25 protein-coding genes are annotated in these 21,577 nt (G+C 65.3%); 3 read left to right on the top strand and 22 right to left on the bottom strand.

The annotated features are described in order from the left end of the window. Positions 1-48: 48 nt before the first annotated feature. From GVK95_RS22280 to GVK95_RS22205, 16 genes are all read right to left on the bottom strand, one after another. Entirely contained in the window at positions 49-2,049 is a 2,001-nt protein-coding gene (locus GVK95_RS22280; protein ID WP_159952882.1) for a heme lyase CcmF/NrfE family subunit, read from the bottom strand. Beyond that, positions 2,046-2,495, bottom strand: a complete 450-nt coding sequence (gene ccmE, locus GVK95_RS22275) for a cytochrome c maturation protein CcmE (protein ID WP_159952881.1) — start codon at positions 2,493-2,495, stop codon at positions 2,046-2,048. The genes GVK95_RS22280 and ccmE overlap by 4 nt, the downstream gene beginning before the upstream one ends. Beyond that, the gene (gene ccmI / locus GVK95_RS22270; RefSeq protein WP_159952880.1) at positions 2,492-3,685 is read right to left on the bottom strand and encodes a c-type cytochrome biogenesis protein CcmI; all 1,194 of its coding nucleotides are present in this window, start codon (positions 3,683-3,685) and stop codon (positions 2,492-2,494) included. The genes ccmE and ccmI overlap by 4 nt, the downstream gene beginning before the upstream one ends. A 223-nt stretch (positions 3,686-3,908) precedes the next feature. Then, the gene (locus tag GVK95_RS22265) at positions 3,909-4,322 is read right to left on the bottom strand and encodes a hypothetical protein (RefSeq protein WP_159952947.1); all 414 of its coding nucleotides are present in this window, start codon (positions 4,320-4,322) and stop codon (positions 3,909-3,911) included. A gap of 131 nt (positions 4,323-4,453) precedes the next feature. Continuing rightward, positions 4,454-5,848, bottom strand: coding sequence for a HAMP domain-containing sensor histidine kinase (locus tag GVK95_RS22260; protein WP_159952879.1), 1,395 nt, complete (start codon positions 5,846-5,848; stop codon positions 4,454-4,456). Further along, the gene (locus GVK95_RS22255) at positions 5,845-6,510 is read right to left on the bottom strand and encodes a response regulator transcription factor (protein ID WP_159952878.1); all 666 of its coding nucleotides are present in this window, start codon (positions 6,508-6,510) and stop codon (positions 5,845-5,847) included. Before GVK95_RS22255 ends, GVK95_RS22260 begins: the two co-directional genes overlap by 4 nt. A gap of 89 nt (positions 6,511-6,599) precedes the next feature. Then, a complete protein-coding gene (locus GVK95_RS22250) occupies positions 6,600-6,926 on the bottom strand; it encodes a hypothetical protein (RefSeq protein WP_159952877.1) in 327 nt (108 codons plus the stop codon). Between the two features lie 130 nt (positions 6,927-7,056). Then, on the bottom strand, positions 7,057-7,266 hold the full coding sequence (locus tag GVK95_RS22245) for a hypothetical protein (RefSeq protein ID WP_159952876.1): 210 nt from the start codon (positions 7,264-7,266) through the stop codon (positions 7,057-7,059). Between the two features lie 47 nt (positions 7,267-7,313). Further along, positions 7,314-11,087 carry a glycoside hydrolase/phage tail family protein gene (locus GVK95_RS22240; RefSeq protein WP_159952875.1) on the bottom strand — a complete coding sequence of 1,258 codons (3,774 nt, stop codon included), beginning with the start codon at positions 11,085-11,087 and terminating at the stop codon, positions 7,314-7,316. A 3-nt stretch (positions 11,088-11,090) separates the two neighbouring features. Then, positions 11,091-11,594 carry an NlpC/P60 family protein gene (locus GVK95_RS22235; protein ID WP_159952874.1) on the bottom strand — a complete coding sequence of 168 codons (504 nt, stop codon included), beginning with the start codon at positions 11,592-11,594 and terminating at the stop codon, positions 11,091-11,093. Between the two features lie 148 nt (positions 11,595-11,742). Continuing rightward, positions 11,743-12,639: a DUF2163 domain-containing protein gene (locus GVK95_RS22230; RefSeq protein WP_159952873.1), complete on the bottom strand. Its 897-nt coding sequence runs from the start codon at positions 12,637-12,639 to the stop codon at positions 11,743-11,745. Beyond that, complete coding sequence (locus tag GVK95_RS22225; RefSeq protein WP_159952872.1) at positions 12,636-13,271, bottom strand: DUF2460 domain-containing protein; 636 nt, start codon at positions 13,269-13,271, stop codon at positions 12,636-12,638. The genes GVK95_RS22230 and GVK95_RS22225 overlap by 4 nt, the downstream gene beginning before the upstream one ends. 140 nt (positions 13,272-13,411) lie before the next feature. Beyond that, positions 13,412-14,041 carry a phage tail tape measure protein gene (locus GVK95_RS22220; protein ID WP_159952871.1) on the bottom strand — a complete coding sequence of 210 codons (630 nt, stop codon included), beginning with the start codon at positions 14,039-14,041 and terminating at the stop codon, positions 13,412-13,414. A 176-nt stretch (positions 14,042-14,217) separates the two neighbouring features. Next, entirely contained in the window at positions 14,218-14,433 is a 216-nt protein-coding gene (locus tag GVK95_RS22215) for a phage tail assembly chaperone (protein WP_159952870.1), read from the bottom strand. Beyond that, positions 14,433-14,804, bottom strand: a complete 372-nt coding sequence (locus tag GVK95_RS22210) for a gene transfer agent family protein (RefSeq protein WP_159952869.1) — start codon at positions 14,802-14,804, stop codon at positions 14,433-14,435. Before GVK95_RS22210 ends, GVK95_RS22215 begins: the two co-directional genes overlap by 1 nt. Before the next feature lie 7 nt (positions 14,805-14,811). Beyond that, complete coding sequence (locus GVK95_RS22205) at positions 14,812-15,219, bottom strand: phage major tail protein, TP901-1 family (RefSeq protein WP_159952868.1); 408 nt, start codon at positions 15,217-15,219, stop codon at positions 14,812-14,814. A 217-nt stretch (positions 15,220-15,436) separates the two neighbouring features. Between GVK95_RS22205 and GVK95_RS22200 the strand changes: the two genes are divergently transcribed. The 3 genes from GVK95_RS22200 (at position 15,437) to GVK95_RS22190 (ending at position 17,735) form a co-directional block, all read left to right on the top strand. Beyond that, positions 15,437-15,718 (top strand): nucleotidyltransferase domain-containing protein, encoded by a 282-nt coding sequence (locus tag GVK95_RS22200; protein WP_244618866.1) that lies wholly within the window; start codon positions 15,437-15,439, stop codon positions 15,716-15,718. Beyond that, the gene (locus GVK95_RS22195; RefSeq protein ID WP_244618865.1) at positions 15,705-16,229 is read left to right on the top strand and encodes a hypothetical protein; all 525 of its coding nucleotides are present in this window, start codon (positions 15,705-15,707) and stop codon (positions 16,227-16,229) included. Before GVK95_RS22200 ends, GVK95_RS22195 begins: the two co-directional genes overlap by 14 nt. Positions 16,230-16,517: 288 nt before the next feature. Beyond that, positions 16,518-17,735 (top strand): MFS transporter, encoded by a 1,218-nt coding sequence (locus GVK95_RS22190; RefSeq protein WP_159952866.1) that lies wholly within the window; start codon positions 16,518-16,520, stop codon positions 17,733-17,735. Between the two features lie 141 nt (positions 17,736-17,876). Here GVK95_RS22190 and GVK95_RS22185 read toward each other — a convergent pair whose 3' ends face one another. The 6 genes from GVK95_RS22185 to GVK95_RS22160 form a co-directional block, all read right to left on the bottom strand. After that, entirely contained in the window at positions 17,877-18,275 is a 399-nt protein-coding gene (locus tag GVK95_RS22185; protein WP_159952865.1) for a DUF3168 domain-containing protein, read from the bottom strand. Then, positions 18,256-18,423: a hypothetical protein gene (locus tag GVK95_RS22180; RefSeq protein WP_159952864.1), complete on the bottom strand. Its 168-nt coding sequence runs from the start codon at positions 18,421-18,423 to the stop codon at positions 18,256-18,258. Before GVK95_RS22180 ends, GVK95_RS22185 begins: the two co-directional genes overlap by 20 nt. Next, on the bottom strand, positions 18,420-18,767 hold the full coding sequence (locus GVK95_RS22175) for a phage head closure protein (protein WP_159952863.1): 348 nt from the start codon (positions 18,765-18,767) through the stop codon (positions 18,420-18,422). Before GVK95_RS22175 ends, GVK95_RS22180 begins: the two co-directional genes overlap by 4 nt. 2 nt (positions 18,768-18,769) lie before the next feature. Further along, a complete protein-coding gene (locus GVK95_RS22170; protein ID WP_159952862.1) occupies positions 18,770-19,339 on the bottom strand; it encodes a head-tail connector protein in 570 nt (189 codons plus the stop codon). A 262-nt stretch (positions 19,340-19,601) separates the two neighbouring features. Then, positions 19,602-20,990: a phage major capsid protein gene (locus tag GVK95_RS22165; RefSeq protein ID WP_244618864.1), complete on the bottom strand. Its 1,389-nt coding sequence runs from the start codon at positions 20,988-20,990 to the stop codon at positions 19,602-19,604. 4 nt (positions 20,991-20,994) lie between these two features. Beyond that, on the bottom strand, positions 20,995-21,522 hold the full coding sequence (locus GVK95_RS22160; protein WP_159952944.1) for an HK97 family phage prohead protease: 528 nt from the start codon (positions 21,520-21,522) through the stop codon (positions 20,995-20,997). Positions 21,523-21,577 lie beyond the last annotated feature (55 nt).

Below are 21,577 nucleotides of genomic sequence, written 5' to 3'. Positions count from 1 at the left end.
GCCCCTCCCCCTTGTGGGGAGGGGTTGGGGAGGGGTTCTTACCCACACTCATTCCGCCGCCCCCGCAACCGGTCCAGGCACCGGCGCCACTGCCTTGGCCTTGCGTTTCGGCACGCCGACACGCAGCCGCCGGTCCGACAGTGACACGACACCGCCGGCCATCATCACCACGGTACCGAGCCAGATGCACAGGATCCACGGCTTCCACCAGATGCGCACGACCAGGCCGCCATCGGCCATCGGGTCGCCGAGCGAGACATAGAGCTGGCTGAGCCCGAAGGTGACGATGCCGGCTTCCGTCGTCGGCATGCGCCGGGCCGTATAAAGCCGCTTGGACGACCAGACATCGGCGACAGCCACGCCGCCCTTGCGGATGGTGAAATGGCCGCGGTCCTCGGTATAATTCGGCCCCTGGCCCGCCCGCATGCCGTCGAAGGTCAGCACGAAACCACCGGCCTCCGCAGTCATGCCCGGCTTCATCTCGACCACGGTTTCCGTCTCGAATGTCGTCACCGCAACGATGCCGAGCACGGTGATACCGAGCCCCATATGGGCAAGCGAGGTGCCGAAGGCCGAGCGCGGCAGGCCCTTCAGCCGGCTCCAGGCGACGGATGCCGTCTGCTTGCCGAAGCCGGCGCGATACCAGAGATCGGCGACAGCGCCGAAGATCATGAAGAAGGCCATGGCCATGCCGACAACGGCCAGCACCGGGCCGCCGTTTTCGGCATAAAACAGAGCCAGGCCCGCCATCAGCGCCAGTCCGGCGGCCAGATAAAGCCGCTGCAAGGCCGCCAGCAGGTCGCCGCGCTTCCAGGCAAGCATCGGCCCGAAGGGCACCGCCAGCAGCAGCGGCGACATGAGGAAACCGAAAGTCAGGTTGAAGAACGGCGGGCCGACCGAGATCTTCTCGTTGGTCAGCGTTTCGAGCAGCAGCGGATAAAGCGTGCCGATCAGCACGGTTGCCGCCGAGACGGTCAGGATCAGGTTGTTGAGGACCAGCGCGCCCTCGCGCGAGATCGGCTGGAACAGGCCGCCGGCCTTCAGCGTCGGTGCGCGCAGGGCAAAGAGCGAGAGCGCCCCGCCGATGAAGATGATCAGGATGCAGAGGATGAAGATGCCGCGGGTCGGGTCGGTAGCAAAGGCATGCACCGAGGTCAGGACGCCCGAGCGCACCAGGAAGGTGCCGAGCAGCGACAGCGAAAAGGCGATGATGGCGAGCAGCACCGTCCAGATCTTCAGCGCGTCGCGCTTTTCCATCACCAGCGCCGAATGCAGCAATGCCGTGCCGGCGAGCCAGGGCATGAAGGAGGCGTTTTCGACCGGATCCCAGAACCACCAGCCGCCCCAGCCGAGTTCGTAATAGGCCCAGTAGGAGCCCATCGAGATGCCCGCAGTCAGGAAGGTCCAGGCGGTCAGCGTCCAGGGCCGGACCCAGCGCGCCCAGGCGGCGTCGATGCGCCCGTCGATCAGGGCTGCGATGGCAAAGGAGAAACACACGGAGAAGCCGACATAGCCGAGATAGAGCAGCGGCGGATGGATGGCGAGGCCGATATCCTGCAGCACCGGATTGAGGTCCTGGCCTTCGGCCGGCACCGGCGACAGGCGGATGAAGGGGTTCGACGTCAAGAGGATGAACAGCGTGAACGCCGTGGTGATCCAGGCCTGCACCGCGAGCACATTGGCCTTCAGCCGATCCGGCAGATTGGTGCCGAAGAAGGCGACCATGGCGGAAAACAGCGTCAGGATCAGCACCCAGAGCATCATCGAGCCCTCGTGATTGCCCCAGACGCCGGAGATCTTGTAGATCATCGGCTTCATCGAATGGGAGTTCTCGTAGACGTTCTGCACCGAGAAGTCGGAAACCACATAACCCCAGGTCAGGACACCGAAGGAGAAGGCGACCAGGCAAAACAGCGCATAGGTGCCCGTGGTCGCGACCGCCATCATGGCCGCGTCGCCGCGCCGTGCGCCGATCACCGGCAGCACCGAGATCACCAGACAGGTGGCAAGCGCCAGCACCAGCGCATAGTGGCCAAGCTCGATGATCATTGGGTCTTTTCCCCGCCCTGCCAGATACCGTCCTGTTTCAGACGGTCGGCAACTTCCTTCGGCATGTAGTTCTCGTCATGCTTGGCAAGCACCGTGTCGGCAACAAACACCTGGCTGCCGGCGGTAAACATGCCTTCGGTCACCACTCCCTGCCCCTCGCGGAACAGGTCGGGCAGGATGCCGGTATAGGTGACCGGCACGGTGCCATTGCCGTCGGTCACGGAAAACCTGACCGTCGAGCCCTCGCTGCGCACCACCGAGCCTTCGGCGACAAGACCGCCAAGGCGGATGCGGGTATCGGGGCCAACGCCCTTCATGGCAATGTCGGACGGCATGTAGAAATAGGCGATCGACTGGCCGAAGGCGAACATCACCAGAAGCACCGCCATCAGGATAAAGCCCATGCCGCCGGCAATCACGGCGAGACGCTTCTGCTTGCGGGTCATTGTACGATCTCCTCGACAGCCAGGCCGAGATCGCGGGCCGCCGCGATCAGTTGCTGGCCTTCAGCACCTGAAGCCGGGAAGGTTTTCAGGCCCTCTTTCAGTGCTTCGACGGCGCGGTCCGGTTGCTTGAGCATGGCATGGGAGCGGACCAGCCGCATCCAGCCTTCGAAATTGTTCGGATCCTCTTTCAGCTTGGCGTCGAGGCTATCGACCATGCCGCGGATCATTGCCGACCGGTCGCCTTCGGACATGCCTTGAGCAGCCGCCACATCCTCAGCCGTCGGCGCGCCGAGCGGCTTGGCGCTGCCCACTTCGGCAACAGGTGCATCGGCGAGCGGCATGCCGACGCTATTGGCTTCGATATGCCGGTTGATCAGGTCCATCCAGGGGGCCGTCGGCGGCGATGCCTTGGCGATGTTCTGGAATGCGACCAGAGCATCTGCTTTGCGGCCAGCCTGCTCCAGCGCCAGCGCGAGATAGTAGTCGGCGCGCGGATTGTCCGGCTGGAGTTTGACCGAAGCCTCGAAGGCCTGACGTGCATCCTCGGTTACGATGCCGTCATTGAGCGTGACCAGTGTTTCCGCCAACCCGTTCATGCGGTCGGCGCTCGGACCCAGCAGGCGGATGGCATTGCGATAGGCAAGCTCGGCATCGGCCAGGCGCCCGACCCGCACATAGACCGGTGCCAAGACGTCCCAGCCGGCGCCGTCTTCGGGACTGGTCGCCAGATGCCGCTCGACCTTGGCGATCAGCAGCGTCACGTCGTCGCCGGGGTTCTCGATGCGGGCTGCGAGCGGAGCTGCCGGTGTCCCCGGACTGCCGGTCAGCAGATACAGATAAAGCCCGACTGCGGGAAGACAGAGAATGATGAACGCCTGCGACAGGAGATAGGCCTTGTGCTTTACCTGGATTGCCCCCGGCTCCGGCCCGACCTCTGCCGCATCCGCGGCATTCTCCACGCCCGAGACAGCCAGAAGCCGGCGGCCGATTTCGGCGCGGGCATAGGCGGCATCCTCGGCCGAGATCAGCCCGCCGGCCTTGTCGCGCTCGAGTTCGCGCAGCTGGTCGCGGTAGACTGCGGCCTCGCCTTCGTCGTCACCATGGGTACGGGCTCCCGCGCGCATCAGCGGCAGCAGGAGCAGGACAGCGACGGCAACCGTCAACAAGGCGGATAGGATCCAGAACAGCATAAGGCCCAATTACTTCAAGGCAGGTCGCATTCCAACAGACAAACAGCCAATGACACAAAGTTGAGGCGTTTGGCCGCAAGAGCGATCTATAGGGGAGCGATTGCCGGCCAACTTTGACCTAGCGCAATTCCACACGCGGTTTTCGTCGCCTGCGAAGCCGCCATCAGCCTGAACTCGGGCCTGTGTGATGCCCAAGGCGTCAGGTCGGCGGGTCAGGTCCGCGTCAGCTCAGCGGCGTCCAAGTGCCGTTCGCGTTGCGACAGGCCACGCCCCGCGCCTGGATCTCGCGGCCGTCGTCGTTCAGCTTGTGGGTAAACTGGCGGCAATTCTGCTTGCCGACCTGATAGGGCGCCGCTGCCACCACCTGGCCGCTGACGTTGCGGCCCGCCCAGATCACCGGCTGGCCGCCGGCGGCTGCTTCGAGCGCCCGATATTCGGCCTCAAGTGCCCGCTGCGTCTCACTCTTCGACAGCTCGACACCAGTGCGCGAGACGATGCCACCCTGAAGGGCTGCAATATACACGGCGGAACCAGTCTTTGCCGAAGCTGCCTCCTTGCCACCCGTCGTGGTGCAAGCCGAAAGCGCCAGCATCGCCACGACGGCGACTGCTGCGGACCCATATCGCGAAACACCCATCACACCAGTCCAAGTCTCATCGAAACGTTCAAGCATTACCACGGTATCCGCTTTGCTGTGTCAAACACATGGCATCTTTACGGCCCACCGCCATAGTTTCATAGCTCTATGTAATCTCATAGGAAAATTGATCACGCAGTGTCCTTTGTCACAGCCGGAAGTATCATTTGTGCGCGAAGTCCGCCGATCTCGGCGCGCGACAGGCCAAAACTGCCCTGGTATTCGCCGGAAATCTCCTTGACGATCGACAGGCCGAGGCCGGTTCCCGGCTTGCTCTCGTCGAGCCTGCGGCCGCGCTTCAGCGCCTCGCCGATCTGTTCGGGCAACAAACCCGGTCCGTCATCCTCGACGGTCACCTCCACCCAGCTGCGCCGTCCGTCCTGTATGCCTTCGACGGGCGTCGTTGCGGCGATGCGGGTCACCACACGGGTCTTGGCAAAACGCGACGCGTTTTCGAGCAGGTTGCCGACGACTTCCTCGACATCCTGCTGCTCCATGGCAAAGGTCAGGTCGGGTGCGACCTCCAGGACAAATTCGATCTCGGCATTCAGCTTGCGCATCACCCGCACCAGCCGCTCCAGCACCGGCTGGGCATCCGTTCTGGCCAGGACACTGTCACGCTGGGCGGCGATGCGGGCGCGGTTGAGATAGGAGCCGACCTGCGCCTGCATCGCTTCCGCCTGGCTGCTGATCACCTCGGCATGGGTCTTGTCGAGCGTGCGCGCCTCGTTAAGCAGCACGGCGATCGGCGTTTTCAGCGAATGGGCGAGATTGCCGACCTGCATGCGGGCGCGCTCGACCAGGCGGCGGTTGCTCTCGATCAGGGCGTTGATCTCGCTGGCCAGCGGCTGGATCTCGCGGGGGAATTCGCCCTCGATCCGCTCCGCTTCGCCGCGGCGGATGCGCTCCAGCGCCCGGCGGGCACGATCGAGCGGCTTCAGGCCGTAGAGAATGGCGAGACCATTGACGATCAGGCCGCCGATGCCGACCACGGCCAGCGCCGCATAGAGACGGTTGCTGAAGAAGGCGATTTCTTCCTCGATGACTTCCAGATTGCCGGAAACGCGAAACCGCGCCGCCCGGCCCTGGTCGTCGAGAACGACTTCGGTTTCGACGACGCGGATGCGGTTTCCGACGCTGTCGTCCATTTCATAGAAACGCTCGTAATTCTCGTCGAACGGCGTCTCGTCGAGACCCGGCACCGCGAGATTGGCCATGCCGAGCGACGCCGAAGCGAGCGGCGCCGTCGCGTAGTTTCCCAGCGGCTCGACCAGCCAGTACCAGCCGGTCTCTGGCTGGGAAAACCGGAGATCGCCAAGCGCCGGACTGCCGGCAAGGCTGTCGCCGTCGCCGATCGAGACGGAATTGACGACGTTGTAGAGCTGGGCACGCAGGAGATTGTTGAAGCCGCGTTCGACACCCTCGCGGTAGAGGGTGGAAATCGCCACCGCAATCGTCACAAATGACAGCGCCGACCAGAGGGTGGCGAGCAGGAGGACGCGCGCGGTGAGCGAGCGGATCTTCATGCAGCAGGGGCTTGGATACGGTAGCCGAGGCCGCGCACGGTCTCGATCATGTCGATGCCGATCTTCTTGCGCAGGCGGCCGACAAACACCTCGATCGTATTGCTGTCACGATCGAAATCCTGGTCGTAGAGATGCTCGACCAGTTCGGTGCGCGACACGACCTCGCCCATGTGATGCATCAGATAGGACAAGAGCCGGTATTCGTGCGAGGTCAGCTTCAACGTCACGCCGTTGACCACCGCCTTGGAACTCTTGGTGTCGAGGCGCACCGGTCCGCAGACGATTTCCGACGAGGCATGGCCGGCGGCGCGGCGGATCAGCGCGCGGATGCGGGCGAGCACTTCCTCTACATGGAACGGCTTGGTGACATAGTCGTCGGCGCCCGCATCGATGCCGGCAACCTTGTCGCTCCAGCGGTCACGGGCGGTCAGGATCAGCACCGGCATGACCCGCCCCGACGCACGCCACTTTTCCAGCAAGGTGATGCCGTCCATCTCCGGCAGGCCGATATCGAGGATCACCGCATCATAGGGCTCCGTATCGCCGAGAAAGTGGCCCTCTTCGCCGTCAAAGGCCTTGTCGACAACATAGCCGGCCTCCTGCAAGGCCTCGACCAGCTGACGATTGAGATTGATATCGTCCTCAACGACGAGAATGCGCATGAAGCCCTACCCCCAGTATGCTCAGATGTATTGTATTCTCAAATGGTTCGGCACGGATCTCACCAGCCCGACACAACGGTCGGCGCCCATCACCCGGCGACCCGCATGGTCACCTTGCGGGGGCGCTCGCTGCCATTGCCCGGCACGAGCACGATGATCACGCATTCACCGCCCGATTCGCGCACCGAAAGCAACTGCCCACCGATTTCCGCCACGACACGCGCCGCAGCAGCCCGGCAGTCGGCCGCATTCTGTGCCACCAATTGACCGTCAACCCGCTGCGGCTTTACAGCCTCTTGCCCGAATGCAGGCAGGGGAGCCACGGCCGCGGACGCGACCCCGGTCACTGCCACCGACGCGGCGCCAGACACGGCTATGGCGAAGGCCAATCCCGTGATTTTCATGAATAATGCCATTGCTGCTTCTTCTTGGTGACGTCCACTCTGACAATTTATGTACCGCAGACCTTCTGAATGGCAAATGAATGCTTGTCCATGTGGCGCGGATGATCGTGGTCGGGGGCTGCATTTCTCGTCATTTCGTCCTTCAGCCCCCCACGCCCTTCGTCGCCGTCAACCGGCCATAGAGCGCCAGCAGGCCGCCGAAGGTGCCGGCCAGCGTCACCAGTGCATCGGCCAGCGCTGCCTGATCGCCGCTTCCGAGATCGAGCCCCGCGCCGCGCAGCAGCGGTGCGGCCATGGCGATCAGGGCGCCCCAGACGGTCTTCGACTGGTACCAGGGTTTCATATCCAGCATGATGTCTCTCCTGTTTGTCTTGGCTATTTGTCTTGGTTGGATGAAAATCAACGGATGCGGACCGTCGCCTCCGCCGCAATACCGGCCGAAAGCCGGCCGACCTGTGCGACCCGCAGCGTCAGCGTCATCTGCGGCGCGCCGAAATCGGCGATTTCCGCCGGTTGCGCATAGGTCCAGCGCGGCTCGGCCACCTCCGCCACGCGCCGGACGACCGCGCCGTCCAGCAGGTCCAGCCGGTAGGCCTCGCTCGCCTCATCGAGCGGAATATCGCTTGCGGTCCAGCCATCGGCCTCGATCCGCCCGCGTCGGATCCAGGCGATATGCACATCACCGCCCGGCTTGCGGGTCGCTGTCAGATGCACTGGCGAAAGTGGCGTTTCCGCCCTCAGCCCGCCGGAAAACACCCGCCGCTCGGAAGCTCCGGCTGCCATGCCGAGCGGTTCGAACATCCAGTTCTGCGACCTGCCGCGCTCGCCCGCCGACAGTCCAAGCGGCTGCACCGCCTGGTCGAGCAGGACCACGGCTGCCCCCTCCACCGCCCCCGATGCCATCGCGTCTTCGGTGCCGCCGAGTGCGCGCAACAAACCGGTCAGGCGGAAGCGGTTGACCGATATCTCCTCGGCCGTGGTGAAGGCGACAACCTCGCAGAGCCCGTTTGCGCATAGGACCGCCAGGCGGTTCTCGCCGTTGAGCACAGCAAGCCGGCTGACGGAAGCAAGCGCCCCGAAGGTCAGGTCGACGACCAGCGCCTGGGCGCGGTCAAAGCGTCCCGATGGCCCTGGCGAAAGCGGCTCGGCCAGCCGTCCGAGCGTTGCCGGTCGCTCCAGAGTCAGCCGTGGCTGATAGCCCTCGGCCTCCACCGAACTCGACACGACAATGCGCCGCCACGGCCGGCAAAACGCAGCCACGGCCGCATCGCCTCCCGCCGTGCCATCCTCCAGCCGTGGCAGATCGAGAAATTGCACCACCGGCGCAAAACCATGTGCTGCCGGATTGTCCGGGCTGCGGCCGGTCTCCTGCGGCACGACAGGCGCCGAGACCTGCCCGGCAAAGCTACGCAACGTCAGCTTCCGCTCCAGTCCGTCATCGATCTCGGTGACCAGAAAGCGGCCGGCCGGACCGTCGGCAATGCGCAGCACATCACCCGGCTGCACCGCCACCTCGCCCGGCCCGAGCGCCAGCTGCAAAGTCCGGCGCGCCAGACGGTTGTCGCGCAGCCAGGTTTCGGCAGCGGCAATTCCGGTCTCTTCTGCGATCACCGCCGGCAGGTCGCGCGCCAGTTGCCGCTTTGTCGCGGCATCCAGCCTGCGCGAGCGGGCGCTGGTCTCGCCATAGTCCGCTGCCGGATCATAAAAGGTGATCAGCGCTTCCGAGGCAAAATCGCCGTCATGGCCGCGCGTCTCGCTCCACAGCGCCTGCCCGTCGATATCGGCCAGCACCTCGATCCGGCGCGCCGGCAGGCTTGCTGTCGTGCGGGTGCGAAAGCGCAGGGTTCCGCCATCCTCGATCACGTCGATCTGGAACACCTCGATCAGCGGTTCGATCAGGTCGCGCGCCGAACTCAGGTCGCCCTTGACATAGCCGCCGAGATCGCCGGCCACCTCGGAAACGTCGAAATCAAAAAATCCATGATCGGTGAGGATGGCGGCAATCGCGTCGGCCAAAGTCACCGTGCCGAGCCTGCCGTTCAGCCAATGCCCCGTGCGCCAGTTGATGCCGTCGGCCCAGAGGCTTGTATCGGCCGGAAAGGCCGGCTGCGGCCGCGCATCCCAGGTCCAGACGAACACATGATCCGGATCGACCATGCCGGCCGGTGCTGCACCATCCTGCCAATGGCCGAGATGCGCCTCGAGGAAACGCCGCTGCTGGCTGTCGCTGCGCCGGCCAGCGGAAAAATACGGCCGGGCGCTTTCGGCCGATTTGCCGTCGACAAAGACATTCGGCTGGTTCGCCCCCCTGTCGGCCGCGCCGCAGCCAAGCTCGGTGAACCAGATCGGCTTCATGCCCGGCTGCCAGGCGGTCGGCGTCGCCACTTCCGCGCCACCGAGCCGGTTGAAATGCCGGTTTCTCCACCAGCCTTCGAGATCCTTGAACCGGTAGACCCAGGGCTTGCCCGCCGTGCCGTCAGTGATCGGGGTGCGAATGCGGTTCTGCCGGTCGCTTTCCGAGGCATAATACCAGTCGAACCCCTCGCCGGCCGTGATCATTCGGGCAAAACCCGCCCGGTCGTCGGCACCGGAAAAACCGTCCGGGCTTGCGCTTTCCAGATCCGCGTCGCGCCAATCGGCCAGCGGCATGTAGTTGTCGATGCCGACTGCGTCGATCGCCGGATCTGCCCAAAGCGGATCGAGATGAAAGAAGACGTCGCCGGACCCATCATTCGGCTGATGGCCGAAATATTCGCTCCAGTCAGCGCCGTAGGTGATCGCCGTGCCAGCGCCGAGCGCCGTCCTCGCCGCCTGCGCCAGTCCAACCAGCGCCTCGACAAAGGGAAAGGCGTCGGCGCCGTCCCTGAGTGTCGTCAGCCCGCGCAGTTCCGAACCGATCAGGAAACCGTCGACGCCGCCTGCCGCCGTTGCCAGCGCGGCATAATGCAGGATGAAGCGCCGGTAGCCCTCGGCGCGATCAACAAATGTCTCGATATCGGCCCGCGCCGCCGTCGTGCCGTCGGCCGACATCGGAAAGGCGGTGATCCGCCCGCGCCAGGGATAGGCCGCCTGCTCGGCTGCGCCATAGGGGTCGGGCAGGCCGTTGCCGGCCGCGATATCCATCATCACGAAAGGGTAGAGCGTCACCTTCAGGCCGCGTGCTTTCAGATCGCGGATCGCCTCGATGACGCTGTCATCGCTCGGGCTGCCGCCATAGGCCGGTCCACCATTGTAGCGGCTGACCACATGGGCCGCATCGCGCCCCATGCCCGCCACGCTCCAGACCCGGCTTTCTCCCTGCCGATAGGGCACCTCCACACCGGGCAGCACCCGGCATTGCCCGGCCCTGAGATCCGTGCCGAACCAGGCGACCACCAGCGCCACATACTCAAGGTTCGGGCACAGCGCCTGCAACTCGTCGAGCGAAGCCTGCCAGTCGGTCTCGGCGGTCAGCGTGTTGCGGTTGAGAAAACGCTGTTCGCCGTCGCCCGGCTGCTCCGATACTTTCACCGTCGCATAGCCATGTTCGGTCGCGCCGGGGATGATCGTCACGGCGCGGATGCGGCTCTCCAGCTCGCCGACCGCCCGGATCACCTCGAATTGCAACAGCGGAATGCGATTGCCGAAATCGTCGAGTGGCAGACGCTCGAAGACGACATAGGCGAGACCGCGATAGGCCGGAACCCTGGTCTCGCCCTGGCGGGCCATGATCAGCGGATCGGCCGGCTGGCCGGACGTCCCGCGATAGACGCGCATCTCGATCCCGGTCAGATCCAGTTCGCGGCCATCGGCCCAGACCCGCCGCACGCCGGACACCTCGCCTTCACACAGCGACAGCGCCAGATTGGCAAAATAACGATAGCTCTTTGTCCGCGTGCCGCTCGCCTTGCCGCCCGCCCGCTCGGTGACAGTCTCCTCCTCGAAGCGCGTCGCCCAGATCAGCGTGCCGCCAAGCCGTGACGTGCCATAAAGCCGTGGGATTGCCGTACCCTCGCTGGCGCCGGTCAGCCGTGCCGACGACAACCGCGCGCCATTGACCGTCGTGCCGCCCAGCAGACTGCGGTCGATCACGCTGCCGGCCAGTGCGCCCGCCGCCCGGCCGAGCACCGCGCCGACCGGCCCGAAGACCGAACCGAGAGCCGCCCCTGCTGCCTGCAATAGAACCGTTGCCATGGATCAGACCTCCGGAAACCGATAGAGCCCGGTAATCCGCCGTCTCCACGCCGGCACCAGCGTCGAGCGGATCACCGCGGCCTGCTCATAGGCATGAATGAAATGGTCGGGTGCGTCCCAGGCAGGCGAAGGCTCGCCGAGCGAAACACCGGTGGCAGAAACACCCGTGGCCGAGCCGCCCGGACCCGCCAGAATACCCGCATGTTTGGCCGCACAGCCGGGCCGGAACCGAAAGATCACCAGATCGCCGGGCAGGCTTTGCCGGAACGAGCCCACCGGCCGGAAATGCCGCCCGGCCGCCTCCAGCAACCGCTCCTCGCCCGAGCGCTCGGCCCAGTCGGCCGCATAGGCCGGCACATGCTCCGGCTCGCGTCCATACAGTCCGCGCCAGATCCCACGCACCAGCCCCAGGCAATCACAGCCGACACCGATCACTGAGCCCTGATGCCGATAGGGCGTGCCGATCCATTGCTGGGCCATGCCCAGCACCCGCGCATTGATGCTCATCCCAAGATCCTTGATGAAAGTGGTTTCGGCCAGCCTCGCCAGCCCCGACGCCTTCCCTCTCCCCTTGAGGGAGAGGACACAATTTCAGCAGCTTAGCGTCCGCTAAGTGCTAGAAATTGTCGGTGAGGGGGTAACTGCATACCGATCCTCACGCAAACAGCACCGACCCATCATGCGTGGTCTCGCCGCCGACATAAGAATAGGCAAAATCGCTGCCCGGCATATGCGGAAAGCCCTGAAAGTTCAGGCCATTGCCGAAGCGCTCCCGGCACATGGCAAAACTCTTGTCGCAGCCGACCGACAGCGTCACCGCATCGCCGAGCGCAGGCTCCGCCTCCAGCGGCAGCCAAAGCCGCACCGTTCCAGTGCCAGCGTGCGTCGCCCCGCTTTCCTCCACCGCCACCGTGCGCCCGGCCAGGATGCCGCCATCAAACCGCAGCCGCCCCAGCCTGAAATGTCCGGCGCCGAGATCCGGCAGTCCGGCAATCACCAGCCGGTCCGGCGTTTCCACCGCCTGCACAGCACCCGTCACCCGCCGCCCGGCCACCGCCATGTCGACCCGGCAGCGGCCGTCGCCGAGTTCGGCATCGCAGCGCCGGTTGTAGATCCGCCCGGTCGGCTGTTGCAGCCGATGGGCAAAGCTCCTCAACTCGGCCGAAAAGCCCGGTCCCGCCCGGCTGACCTCGCCGATCTCCTGCACCGCCAGCAGCACATGCTGATCCTGCGGCGCCTGCCAGTTGACCAGGAACAGTTCGACCCGCGCGCCGTCGTAACGCCCGGCAGCGAGATCGACTTCGGTGATCGCCGCGCTGGAAAAGCCGCCCTCGACACCGGCTGCCGGCGCCTGAAGACCGCTCGCCACCCGCGCCTCGGTCGCCGCAAAGCCGCTGGCCGCCTCGAATGTCGTGCCGTCAAAATCCAGCGTGTGATCATGCTCGGTAAAACCGAGCACCGCGCCGTCCTGCCGCGTCAGCCGCCAGGCACGGCACAGCGTCGTTTCGCCTGTGGCGATATGGGCCTTCAGGGCTTCAGGCAATGCTCTCATGGCACGATCTCGATCAGCGGAATGGAGGGAATGCGACCGGCGCGAAAGGCTTCGAGATTGAGTTCGATACGGTCGATGTCGAAGCGCACCGGCACGTCGAATTCAAAGCCGGCGCGGATCTCGACACCCTCCGCCGGCACATGGTCCGCGGCAAACTGCACGATGCCCGTTGCCGCATCGACGACAAAACCGTCTGCTGCCACCGGCCCGCCGCCGACCGCGATGCGGACCGTGCCGTCGATCGGCTTCGAGATCTCGCGCCGATGGCTTGCCGCCGCGTCGCCATAGGTCTTTGCCAGCTGGAACGCTGCCGTCTCGCCGTCGCCAATCCCGATCAGCTGGTCGAGGCCGGTTGCCGGATCACCCGGTGCGCTGGAGGAAAAATCGACCGGATCGCGAAAGCGGAAGCCGTGCAGGCTGCCGCCGCGCGCCTCGAAGAATTCGAGCAACGCATAGAGATCAGCCACCGACCGCACGCCCGACCCGGCATCATAACGTCGCCTTGCATCGCGCCAGCGCCGGTTGCGCGCCTCGCGGCCGTTCGACAGGTTGACGATATCGACCTTGCGTTCCGGCCCGCCGCTGACCGACAGCGACAGGCGCAGCGGAAAACGCACCTCGTGGAAGCTCATGGCTCTCTCCGATTGAAAAATCCCTGCAACGCCAATGGCGTCAGCCGCGATGCCGAAATCCGGCACCTCAGCCTTCCGGCAGACGCCGTGCCCCTGCCTCAGTGGTGCCTTGCACCCGCCATGCCCTGCAACTGCCGGGCCTACAGATTGCGTCGCCCACGCCCGACCGAGCGCGCCAGCATGGCGGTGATCTGGCCTTCGCTGCGGGCAAAACTGGAAGCGTCGGTCGCCGTCACGTTGAAATGGATCTGGGTCGCGCCGCCGCCGTCCGATGCCACGCCGAGCGATCCGTCGGCGCCGCGCTTCAACGGCAGGATCGCCTCGGCACCGGCCTCGCCCATCAGGCCGAAGCCGCCGGCCATCGGAAAATAGCTCGGCGCAGAAACCACGCCTCCTTCGGCAAACGGCATGATGCGCCCCGGCACACCGCCTGCGGCAAAGGCCGTTGCGGAACCCGCGCTGGCCGACAGACTACCGGTCAGGCCCGAAGTCAGTCCAGAGGTGAGTGTCGACACCAGCCCCGGCGTCACCTGGCCAAGCAGGTTTTCCAGCGGTTTCAGCCCGGCCGACAACGCAATATCGGACAGCCGCAGCCCTACCGTGCGCAGCGTCTCCTCCAGCCCCTTGCCACCCGTCGTCGCCGTCTTCAACGCACCCGTCAGCGCCCGGCCAAAACTGGCCGAGCGGCTTTCGAGATCATCGAGCACGGCCAGCGCCGCCGATCCGTCAAGATCAAGCGAAACGGCCAGCCGGTCATCATCATCCGCCATGATTTTATCCTGTCCTGGTTTGCGCCCCGCGCAGCGCCGATAAAAGGCTGCGACGAATGCCGGATTTCCCACCTACCCCTTGAGGGGGAGGTCGGCGCGAGGCGGCGGGTGGGGGTGATCCCCCCGTCCCGTCTGCCGTTCCTTTTCGCCCTCAAGGAGAGCGCGCAGTCACCGCGTCACCCGTCCGGAAACCGCTGCATCAACCCCGCCAGTACCGGCCGCGTCAGATGACTGCCGCCATGGCCGATCAACCCGGCAACGGCTGCAAACTCGCGCATTGTCAGCGCCCAGAACACGCTTGGTTCAAGCCGCAGGCGACCGAGCCCGACAGCCATCGCCATGTCCCACGGAAAGGGACGCGGCGCTGTTGCCGTCTCATCGCCTGCGGCCATCAAGGGGAGGCGTTTGTCCCCCTTGATCCTGCACCATTGCCATCCGCAAACGTCACCGCCAAAAGCTCCCCGACCAGTCTTGCCGCCCCCGCCAGCCCTCCCTCGACCGCCATCTCGGCGACATCCTCGTCTGACAGCCGGTTGCCGCCGCCGCGCAGGCCGCAGGCCAGGATGCGGATCAGGTCGGCGCTTTTCAGCCGATTGCCGGCAAAGCGCGCGCCAAGGTCGGCCATGCTGTCGGCACCGAACGCGGTTTCCAGCTCGGCCAGCGCACCCAGCGTCAGGCACAGGATGCGCCGTTCGCCGTCGATCACCGCCTCGACCTCGCCACGATGGCGATTGGCCCGGTTTACCGTCACAGGGTCGCGCATCGCCACCTCACAATGCGGCAAAGGAAACGGCACCGGCCGATTCCAGCGCCAGTTCGAAGGTCAGCTCGCCATCGTGATTGCCGGCATATTCCAGCGCGGTCACCTGGAACGGCGCCGTCACCGTACCGAAATCGGGGATCACCACCTGCCAGTCGAGGATCGAACCGGCAAAGAAACTCGCCCTGACCAGAGCATCCGATGCCTGGTCCTTGAACAGACCGGCCCCGGTCAGCGAAGCCCGCCGCACACCGGCATCCGCCAGCAATTCGCGCCAGCGCCCGGCGCTCTCGGCATCGGTGACGTCGACCGTCTGCGCATTGAACGCCAGCCGCCGCGCCCGCAGTCCCGCCACCGTCACGAAACCCGCCCCCTCGTCGATCTTGAGCAGCAGGTCCTTGCCCTTCTGTGCCACCATGTCCGTCGTCCTTGTGTTGAAGTTTTGTGTTGCAGTGTGCCTGAACGGGTCCGACGGACGCGTTGGAGCTACCCAGCCCTTGCCTCAAGCGGCGAGCAGAGGCGGAGCAGGGTGCAACCGCGGCCACTGTTCGCTTGCCGCCCAATGCGGTAAAGTCGGGCAAAATTTGAGGTTCCGCATGAGCAGGATGGCTGTATTGACGGCGAAGAGACGGGAGATGCGGCGCGATATTGCGTCCGCAGCCGTTTCTCGCATCCTGCAAGAGGCAACGGTTCAGAGTGTCAGTATAACTTTGGTCGGCTCCCTTGCGCGAGGCGATTTCCGCTCGCATTCGGATGTCGACCTGCTCATCCGCGGTCCGATGAGCCCCGCCCGCCGTCTTTTGGTCGAACGGCTTGTTGCCGACGCTATGCGCGGGTCTGACATTCCCTATGATGTCATCTTCGAAGCCGACCTGACCGAAGATCGCCTTCAGGATTTTCTAAATGACATCATTTAGCCTGCCGGCCTTCTCACGGCTGACGCCAAAGATCCTCCGGGCCGAGCGCGAACTTGCGCAAATGCAGCAGTTTTATGAGAAGCATTCGGCCGAGGTGGCCGCCGGTGACTGGGGCGCCATGTCGGCGGTCTCTTCGGGGATCCACAACGTCTATAACGGGGTCGAGAATATTCTTCTCAGTCTCGCAAGAGATGTCGACGACGATGTGCCAACGGGGCCTTCCGCCCATCAAGATGTGCTGGACCAGATGGCGGCGGACGTTGCCGGAATGCGACCGGCGCTGCTCGATCTTGAGCTCTATGAGGCTCTCACGGAGCTCAAGGGGTTTCGACACCTCGTGCGCCACAGATACGGCCTTGAGCTAAAGCCAGACAAGGTCGTCGAAAATCTCGCACTCCTCCAGAAAGCCTTCCCCTCGTTCCTTGCCGCAGTGATTGCCTTGGAGCAGACGATGAGCGACAGCGAAGATCATGACGGTGCAAGCGGCGCGTCCGGCGAACCGACGAGGTAGCCCTTCAGATTGCCGGCCATGGCGGTCCTTCTGTCCTTTTTTTTCCCGTCAAGTCGATCAGAACCCCGCCGCTGGCCGATGAAGGTCAGCGCCACATTGCACAAGGGCGGAACGCACCGGTCCACAGCAAACGTCGAGTAGCCCTCTCCATCAAGCCCTTCCCATCCGGTCCTCGGCACCCAGCCCGACAATCCATCTACACCCATCAGTCTCCCCCCTATCCCCGCCCAGCCTTTCCCCCTACAACCGCGCCATCCCTCCGGTTGCATTCCCCCATTCTGAGTCGTTATGAACATTCCCCGCACCGCCCTGATTGCCGCCCTGTCTGCCAGCCAGATCATCGGCTGGGGCACCAGCTACGACATGCCCGGCCTGCTCGGCCGCAAGATCGCCGCCAATCTCGGCATGGCCAATGAAGCGGCCTTTGCCGGCCTGACGGTGATGATGCTGGTCATGGCGGCGCTCGGGCCGATGACCGGCCGGATGATCGCCAGGCATGGTGCCGCGCGCACGCTGGCGCTCGGCTCGCTGCTGATGGCATCCGGCCTGTTCACGCTTGCCGCAGCACAGGGCATCGTTGTCTATGGCCTCGGCTGGCTGCTGCTCGGGCTCGGCGGCAGCCTCGGTCTTTCCGTGCCGGCCTTTGCCGCCGTCGTCGAACGCGAAGGCCGCAGCGCCAAGCGCACGATCGGCATCCTGATGATCTTCACCGGCCTGTCGTCTGCCATCTGCTGGCCGCTCCTGGCGCTGGCCGAACAGGCGCTCGGCTGGCGCGGCGCGCTGGTCGCATCCGGCCTTGCGCAACTGATCCTCTGCCTGCCGATCCATCTCGGCATCGGCCAGATCGCGATCGCGCGCAGCGATGCCGAGCGTGCCGCCGACAGCGTCGAGCCTTTGGCGCTCAGCCGGCGCATGGGCATCGCCGCCTTCCTGCTGATCGCGCTGTCGACCTCGCTGGTCAGCCTGATCACCTTCGGCCTGTCGCCGTCGCTGCTGCATATCCTCGAACTCTCCGGCGCCACGCCGCAACTGGCGCTCGAACTCGGGTCGCTGCGCGCCGTGTTCGGCATTTCCGCCCGTGCCGTCGATGTCGTCTTCGGCGCACGCTCGACGCCCTTGATCACCGGCATGGTCGGCACCGGCCTGCTGGTCATCGCCACCCTGTCGCTGATCTTCTCCACCGGCGATACGACCGGGCTCTTCATCTTTACAGCCCTCTATGGCTTCGGCTCCGGCGTCTCGACGATTGCCCGCGCTCTTCTGCCGTTGAGCTTCTTCTCCGCCAGCCGCTTCGCCGCACAGTCTGCCCGGCTCGCGCTGCCGCAAAACCTCGCCAATGCGTTGGCCCCGGTGCTGATGACCGCAATCATCGACCGCTCCGGCGTCGATGCCGGGCTCTATCTCTGCGTCGTCTTCGCCGTCATCGCCTTTGCCGCCGTCGCAGCGCTTGCCGTGATCGCGCGGCGCTCCGCTCCGGGTGAGGCCACGCAGGGCGCTTCGGCGTAGCCGGTCCATTGGCCCGGGCGTCACCGCCCGTCTCACCAACTGTCTTGCCCCGTCGCTGCCCCCGTCTGGCCCTCCGTCTTGCAATCAGGGCGTCAACGGCATGGCCGACGCCCCTTCAGCCGGGATAGCCAGAAAACCTCGCTATTCCACCACCGCCCGCATCGTCACCTCGGCCACGAACAGCCCGGTCTTCGCCTCCCGCCGGCTCACCGTCCGGCGATGGACCATGTTGACCAGCCGAAAACTTGCCAGTGCCGGCTCCAGCCCTTGCGCCACCCGCCGCACACCCTCCGCCAAATCTTCCGCCTCGCGTCGTCCGCGTTCGCTCCAGGCCTCCAGCGTCAGGATGATCTCGAAGCCCGTCTCGGTCCCCGTCGACCAGTCCCGCGCCTCGACCGTGCCGATACTGAGGGCCGGGAAACGCGTCGCGCGCAGCCGCCGGTCGGAAAATCCGTCCGCACCGATCCATGTGGCGAGCGCCGCATCGGCTATCACCGCCGCCTGCAGGGCGGCCAGCAGTTCATTGACCGGTGCGCTCATCCTCGATCTCCGTCACATTGGCAAGTCTGTCCTGCTTTCGCCCGTGCAAAGGCGATAAGCGCGCTTCATCCCGGCGTTCCAGCCGCGTCCGCAATGCCTGCCGCAGCAGACGCGCCAAAATCGCGCCGGTGTCTTCGAGCGCCGTCATCCGACATCCTCCCGGCAGCGGGCCAGCGCATAGCGCCCGGTCTCGTCTGGGTCGCGCAATGCGGCGATGACAAACAGCCGCGCGCCCTTGCGAAACCGCTGGCCGGGCGCCAGATCGGCGCGTGCCCGCAGCGTCACATGGTGCGTGACGCTCGATACCGCGCCCGCCGCCCGCTCTTCCTCGGCAAAGCTCAGCGGCTCGATCAGCGCCCAGACACGGGCAAACTCGACGAAACCGGTCTCGGCCCCGCCCTGGCCGTCGCCCACAGGTTCCGGCCGCTCCAGCACAAGCCTTGCCGTCAACCGACCGGGATCGAGATCCATAAGTGCCCCCGGAACTGCCATGATCAGAGCCTCCGCCGGCAATAGGGCGCAACCAGCCTATCGTAGCCCGGCGGCACCACCGCCGGCTGGGCATCGGCCGGCACCACGCCGCGAAAGGCAAACATCGCCGCGACATGCAGCAGCATGGCCCGCTTCAACGTGTCGGGCACCTCGGCGCCGGTCGCGCCAAGACCCGCCTCGAAATCCACCTCGATGCCGTTCAGCGCCTGACCCGGCTGCGGCACATCCCGCAGCCAGATCCGCGCCGGCCGCGCTTCGCCATCCAGCAGATGCCCGTCGAGCGACACCACCTGCGGCGTGCCCTCGCCATCATAGACAATCACCGAAGTCACCGTTCGCACCGGCCCATGCGCCAGCGTCAGGATGCCGTCGTCCGGCCAGCGGTCGAGGCACAAGCGCCAGCCTTGCGTGATCAGCGACAGCCCCGTCTCGCGCTCCAGATGCTCGCGCGCCGTAGCGATCAGACCGAGCAGCAGCGCATCTTCATCCTCGGTATCAAGCCGCAAATGCGCCCGCATCTCGACCATAGTGAGCGGCTCCATGGCGGGCATAGCCGTCCGGATATAGGTCATGGGATTTTTCCTGTTGACTGGACCAAGAAGATTGGGGGCTGCGTCAGCGCCGCAGCCCGCTTCTTTCCTTGCGGGAGAAGAAACAAAATCGGGGGCTCAGCCGAAGGCTAAACCTCAGATTTTGCCGATGAGGGGGTGGGGTGACGTCTCCCCCCTTGCGGGGGAGAATGGAATTTCAGCATCTTAGCGAAGCTAGGTGCTAGAAATTCCAAGAGAGGGGCTATTCCTACCCCATGCCCCGCCCCATCCTCAGGCCCCATCCTCAGGCTGAAAACTTCACCAGCTTGATCGCCTCGAAGTTCTGCACCCCGCCGCCGACGCGCTTGGTGGTGTAGAACAGCACATAGGGCTTGGCCGAATAGGGATCGCGCAGCACGCGCACCCCGACCCGGTCGACGACCAGGTAGCCCGAACGGAAATCGCCAAAGGCGATCGCCGTTGCACCGGCCGCAATCGTCGGCATGTCCTCTGCCTCGGCCACCGGGAAACCGACCAGCGATGCCGTGTCACCGACCCGTGCCGGCGGCTGCCAGAGATAATTGCCGTCGGCATCCTTCAGCTTGCGGATCTCGCCCTGCGTCCGGCGGCTCATGACGAAGCTGCCGTTCTGGCGATGTCCGGCCTTCAATGCGTAGATGACGTCCATCAGCACGTCCGACGCGCCGCTGGCGGCAAAACCACCGGCGACGCCGGTCGCCTTGTAGCCGATACTGCCCCAGGTCCAGGCGCTGTCGGCCACCTGCGTGTAACTCAGGAACCCCTTCGGCTTGTTGATCCCGTCGCCGGAGACGAAGGCCGTGCCCTCCTGCTCGGCAAAGGCGATGTCGACCTCGGACGCGATCCAGGCCTCGATGTCGACGGCGGCATCATCGAGCAGCGCCTGGCTGGCGGCCGGCATGGCATAGAGTTCCATGGTCGGAAACGACAGTTCCGACAGTTCAGGCGTCGCCGTCTGCGGCCGGGCCGCCGTCTCCGCTACCCAGCCGGCGGCAAAGCCCGCAGCGGCAAACGGCTTTTTCAGCACCGAGCCCGACACCTGGCGCACGGTTGCCAGCGCCCGGATCGGCGAAATCGCCGTCAGCCGCCGGCCGATCTCGCCATCGGTTTCCGGCGGCACGAGATAGCCGCCCTCGCCCGACACGCCGGCATTCAGCGCCTTCTGGTCGAGGTCGCGCAGGGCCGCATCGTCGCCGCGGCGGATATAGGCCTCGAAGGCCGCCTTATGCTCGGCATCGGCCTCGCCATCGTGACCACCATGGTGCAACCCTTGGTGCCCGCCATCGCGGCTACCGCGCGACAGCGGCGGCCGGAGCTTCTTCAGTGCCAGTTCGTCGAGCAACCGGCTTTGCTCATCCATCGCCTTGTTGATCCGCTCGACCTTGTCGCGGGTCACCACATCGGCGGTCAGCTTGTGCTCGATCTCCGACAGCCGCTGGTCGTTGCCCTCCTTGAAAGCCTCGAAGGCCTGCATGAAGTCCTCGAACGCCGCCGTCACCGTATCCGGTGCGGCCTTGACCTCGAGCGCCACCGGCGCCAGTCCCTGGCCTGCCCGTTGACTTGCCCGTTGACTTGCCCGCTCACCTGCCCGTTCGCCCACCCGGTGGCCCGCCCGTTCCGCCATCACGCTTTCCTCTATCCCCTGCTCGTTCATCGCGTCATCCTTTCGTGAAGATATTGCCTGCCATCGACCGTGCCGCCCGGCGCATCAGCCGGACCAGTTCGGTTTCCCTGTCGCGGTAGAACCGCTGATGCTTGACGTTGGAGACCCTGGCCGTCGGCAGCATCGGAAAGGTCACCACCGAGATTTCCCAGAGATCTGCCTCGAGGATGCGCCGCACGCCGGTCCTGCGATCATTGCGCGATTTCACCGCGCGAAAGCCGATCGACAGGCCGTCGAGCGCGCCCGCCTTCATCAGCGCATGCACCTCGCGGGCGCGGACAACATCGGTCGCCAGCCGGCCTTCGACATAAAGCCCACGCTCATCCTCGCGCAGCGCCGTCCAAGTGCCGATCACGTCGGCCGGATCATGCTGGTAGAGCATGCGAACCCCGCCCGCGCCGCGCTTGGCGAGCGAGGCCCTGAACGCGCCCGGCTCGATCGCATCGCGGCCGAGATCGACCTCGCCGAACAGGCTGGCATAACCGGAAAACGTGCCATCGCCGGAAACGCCCTTGAGCACCAGTCCGGCATATTTGAAACTCGGGGCTCCCGCTCCCGCCCCCGCACTTGCCCCAGCC

Source organism: Rhizobium sp. 18065 (genome assembly GCF_902706095.1).
Taxonomy (GTDB): Bacteria; Pseudomonadota; Alphaproteobacteria; order Rhizobiales; family Rhizobiaceae; genus Allorhizobium.
The sequence above is the reverse complement of the archived record's forward strand: the minus strand, read 5'-3'. Positions and strand labels throughout refer to the sequence as shown.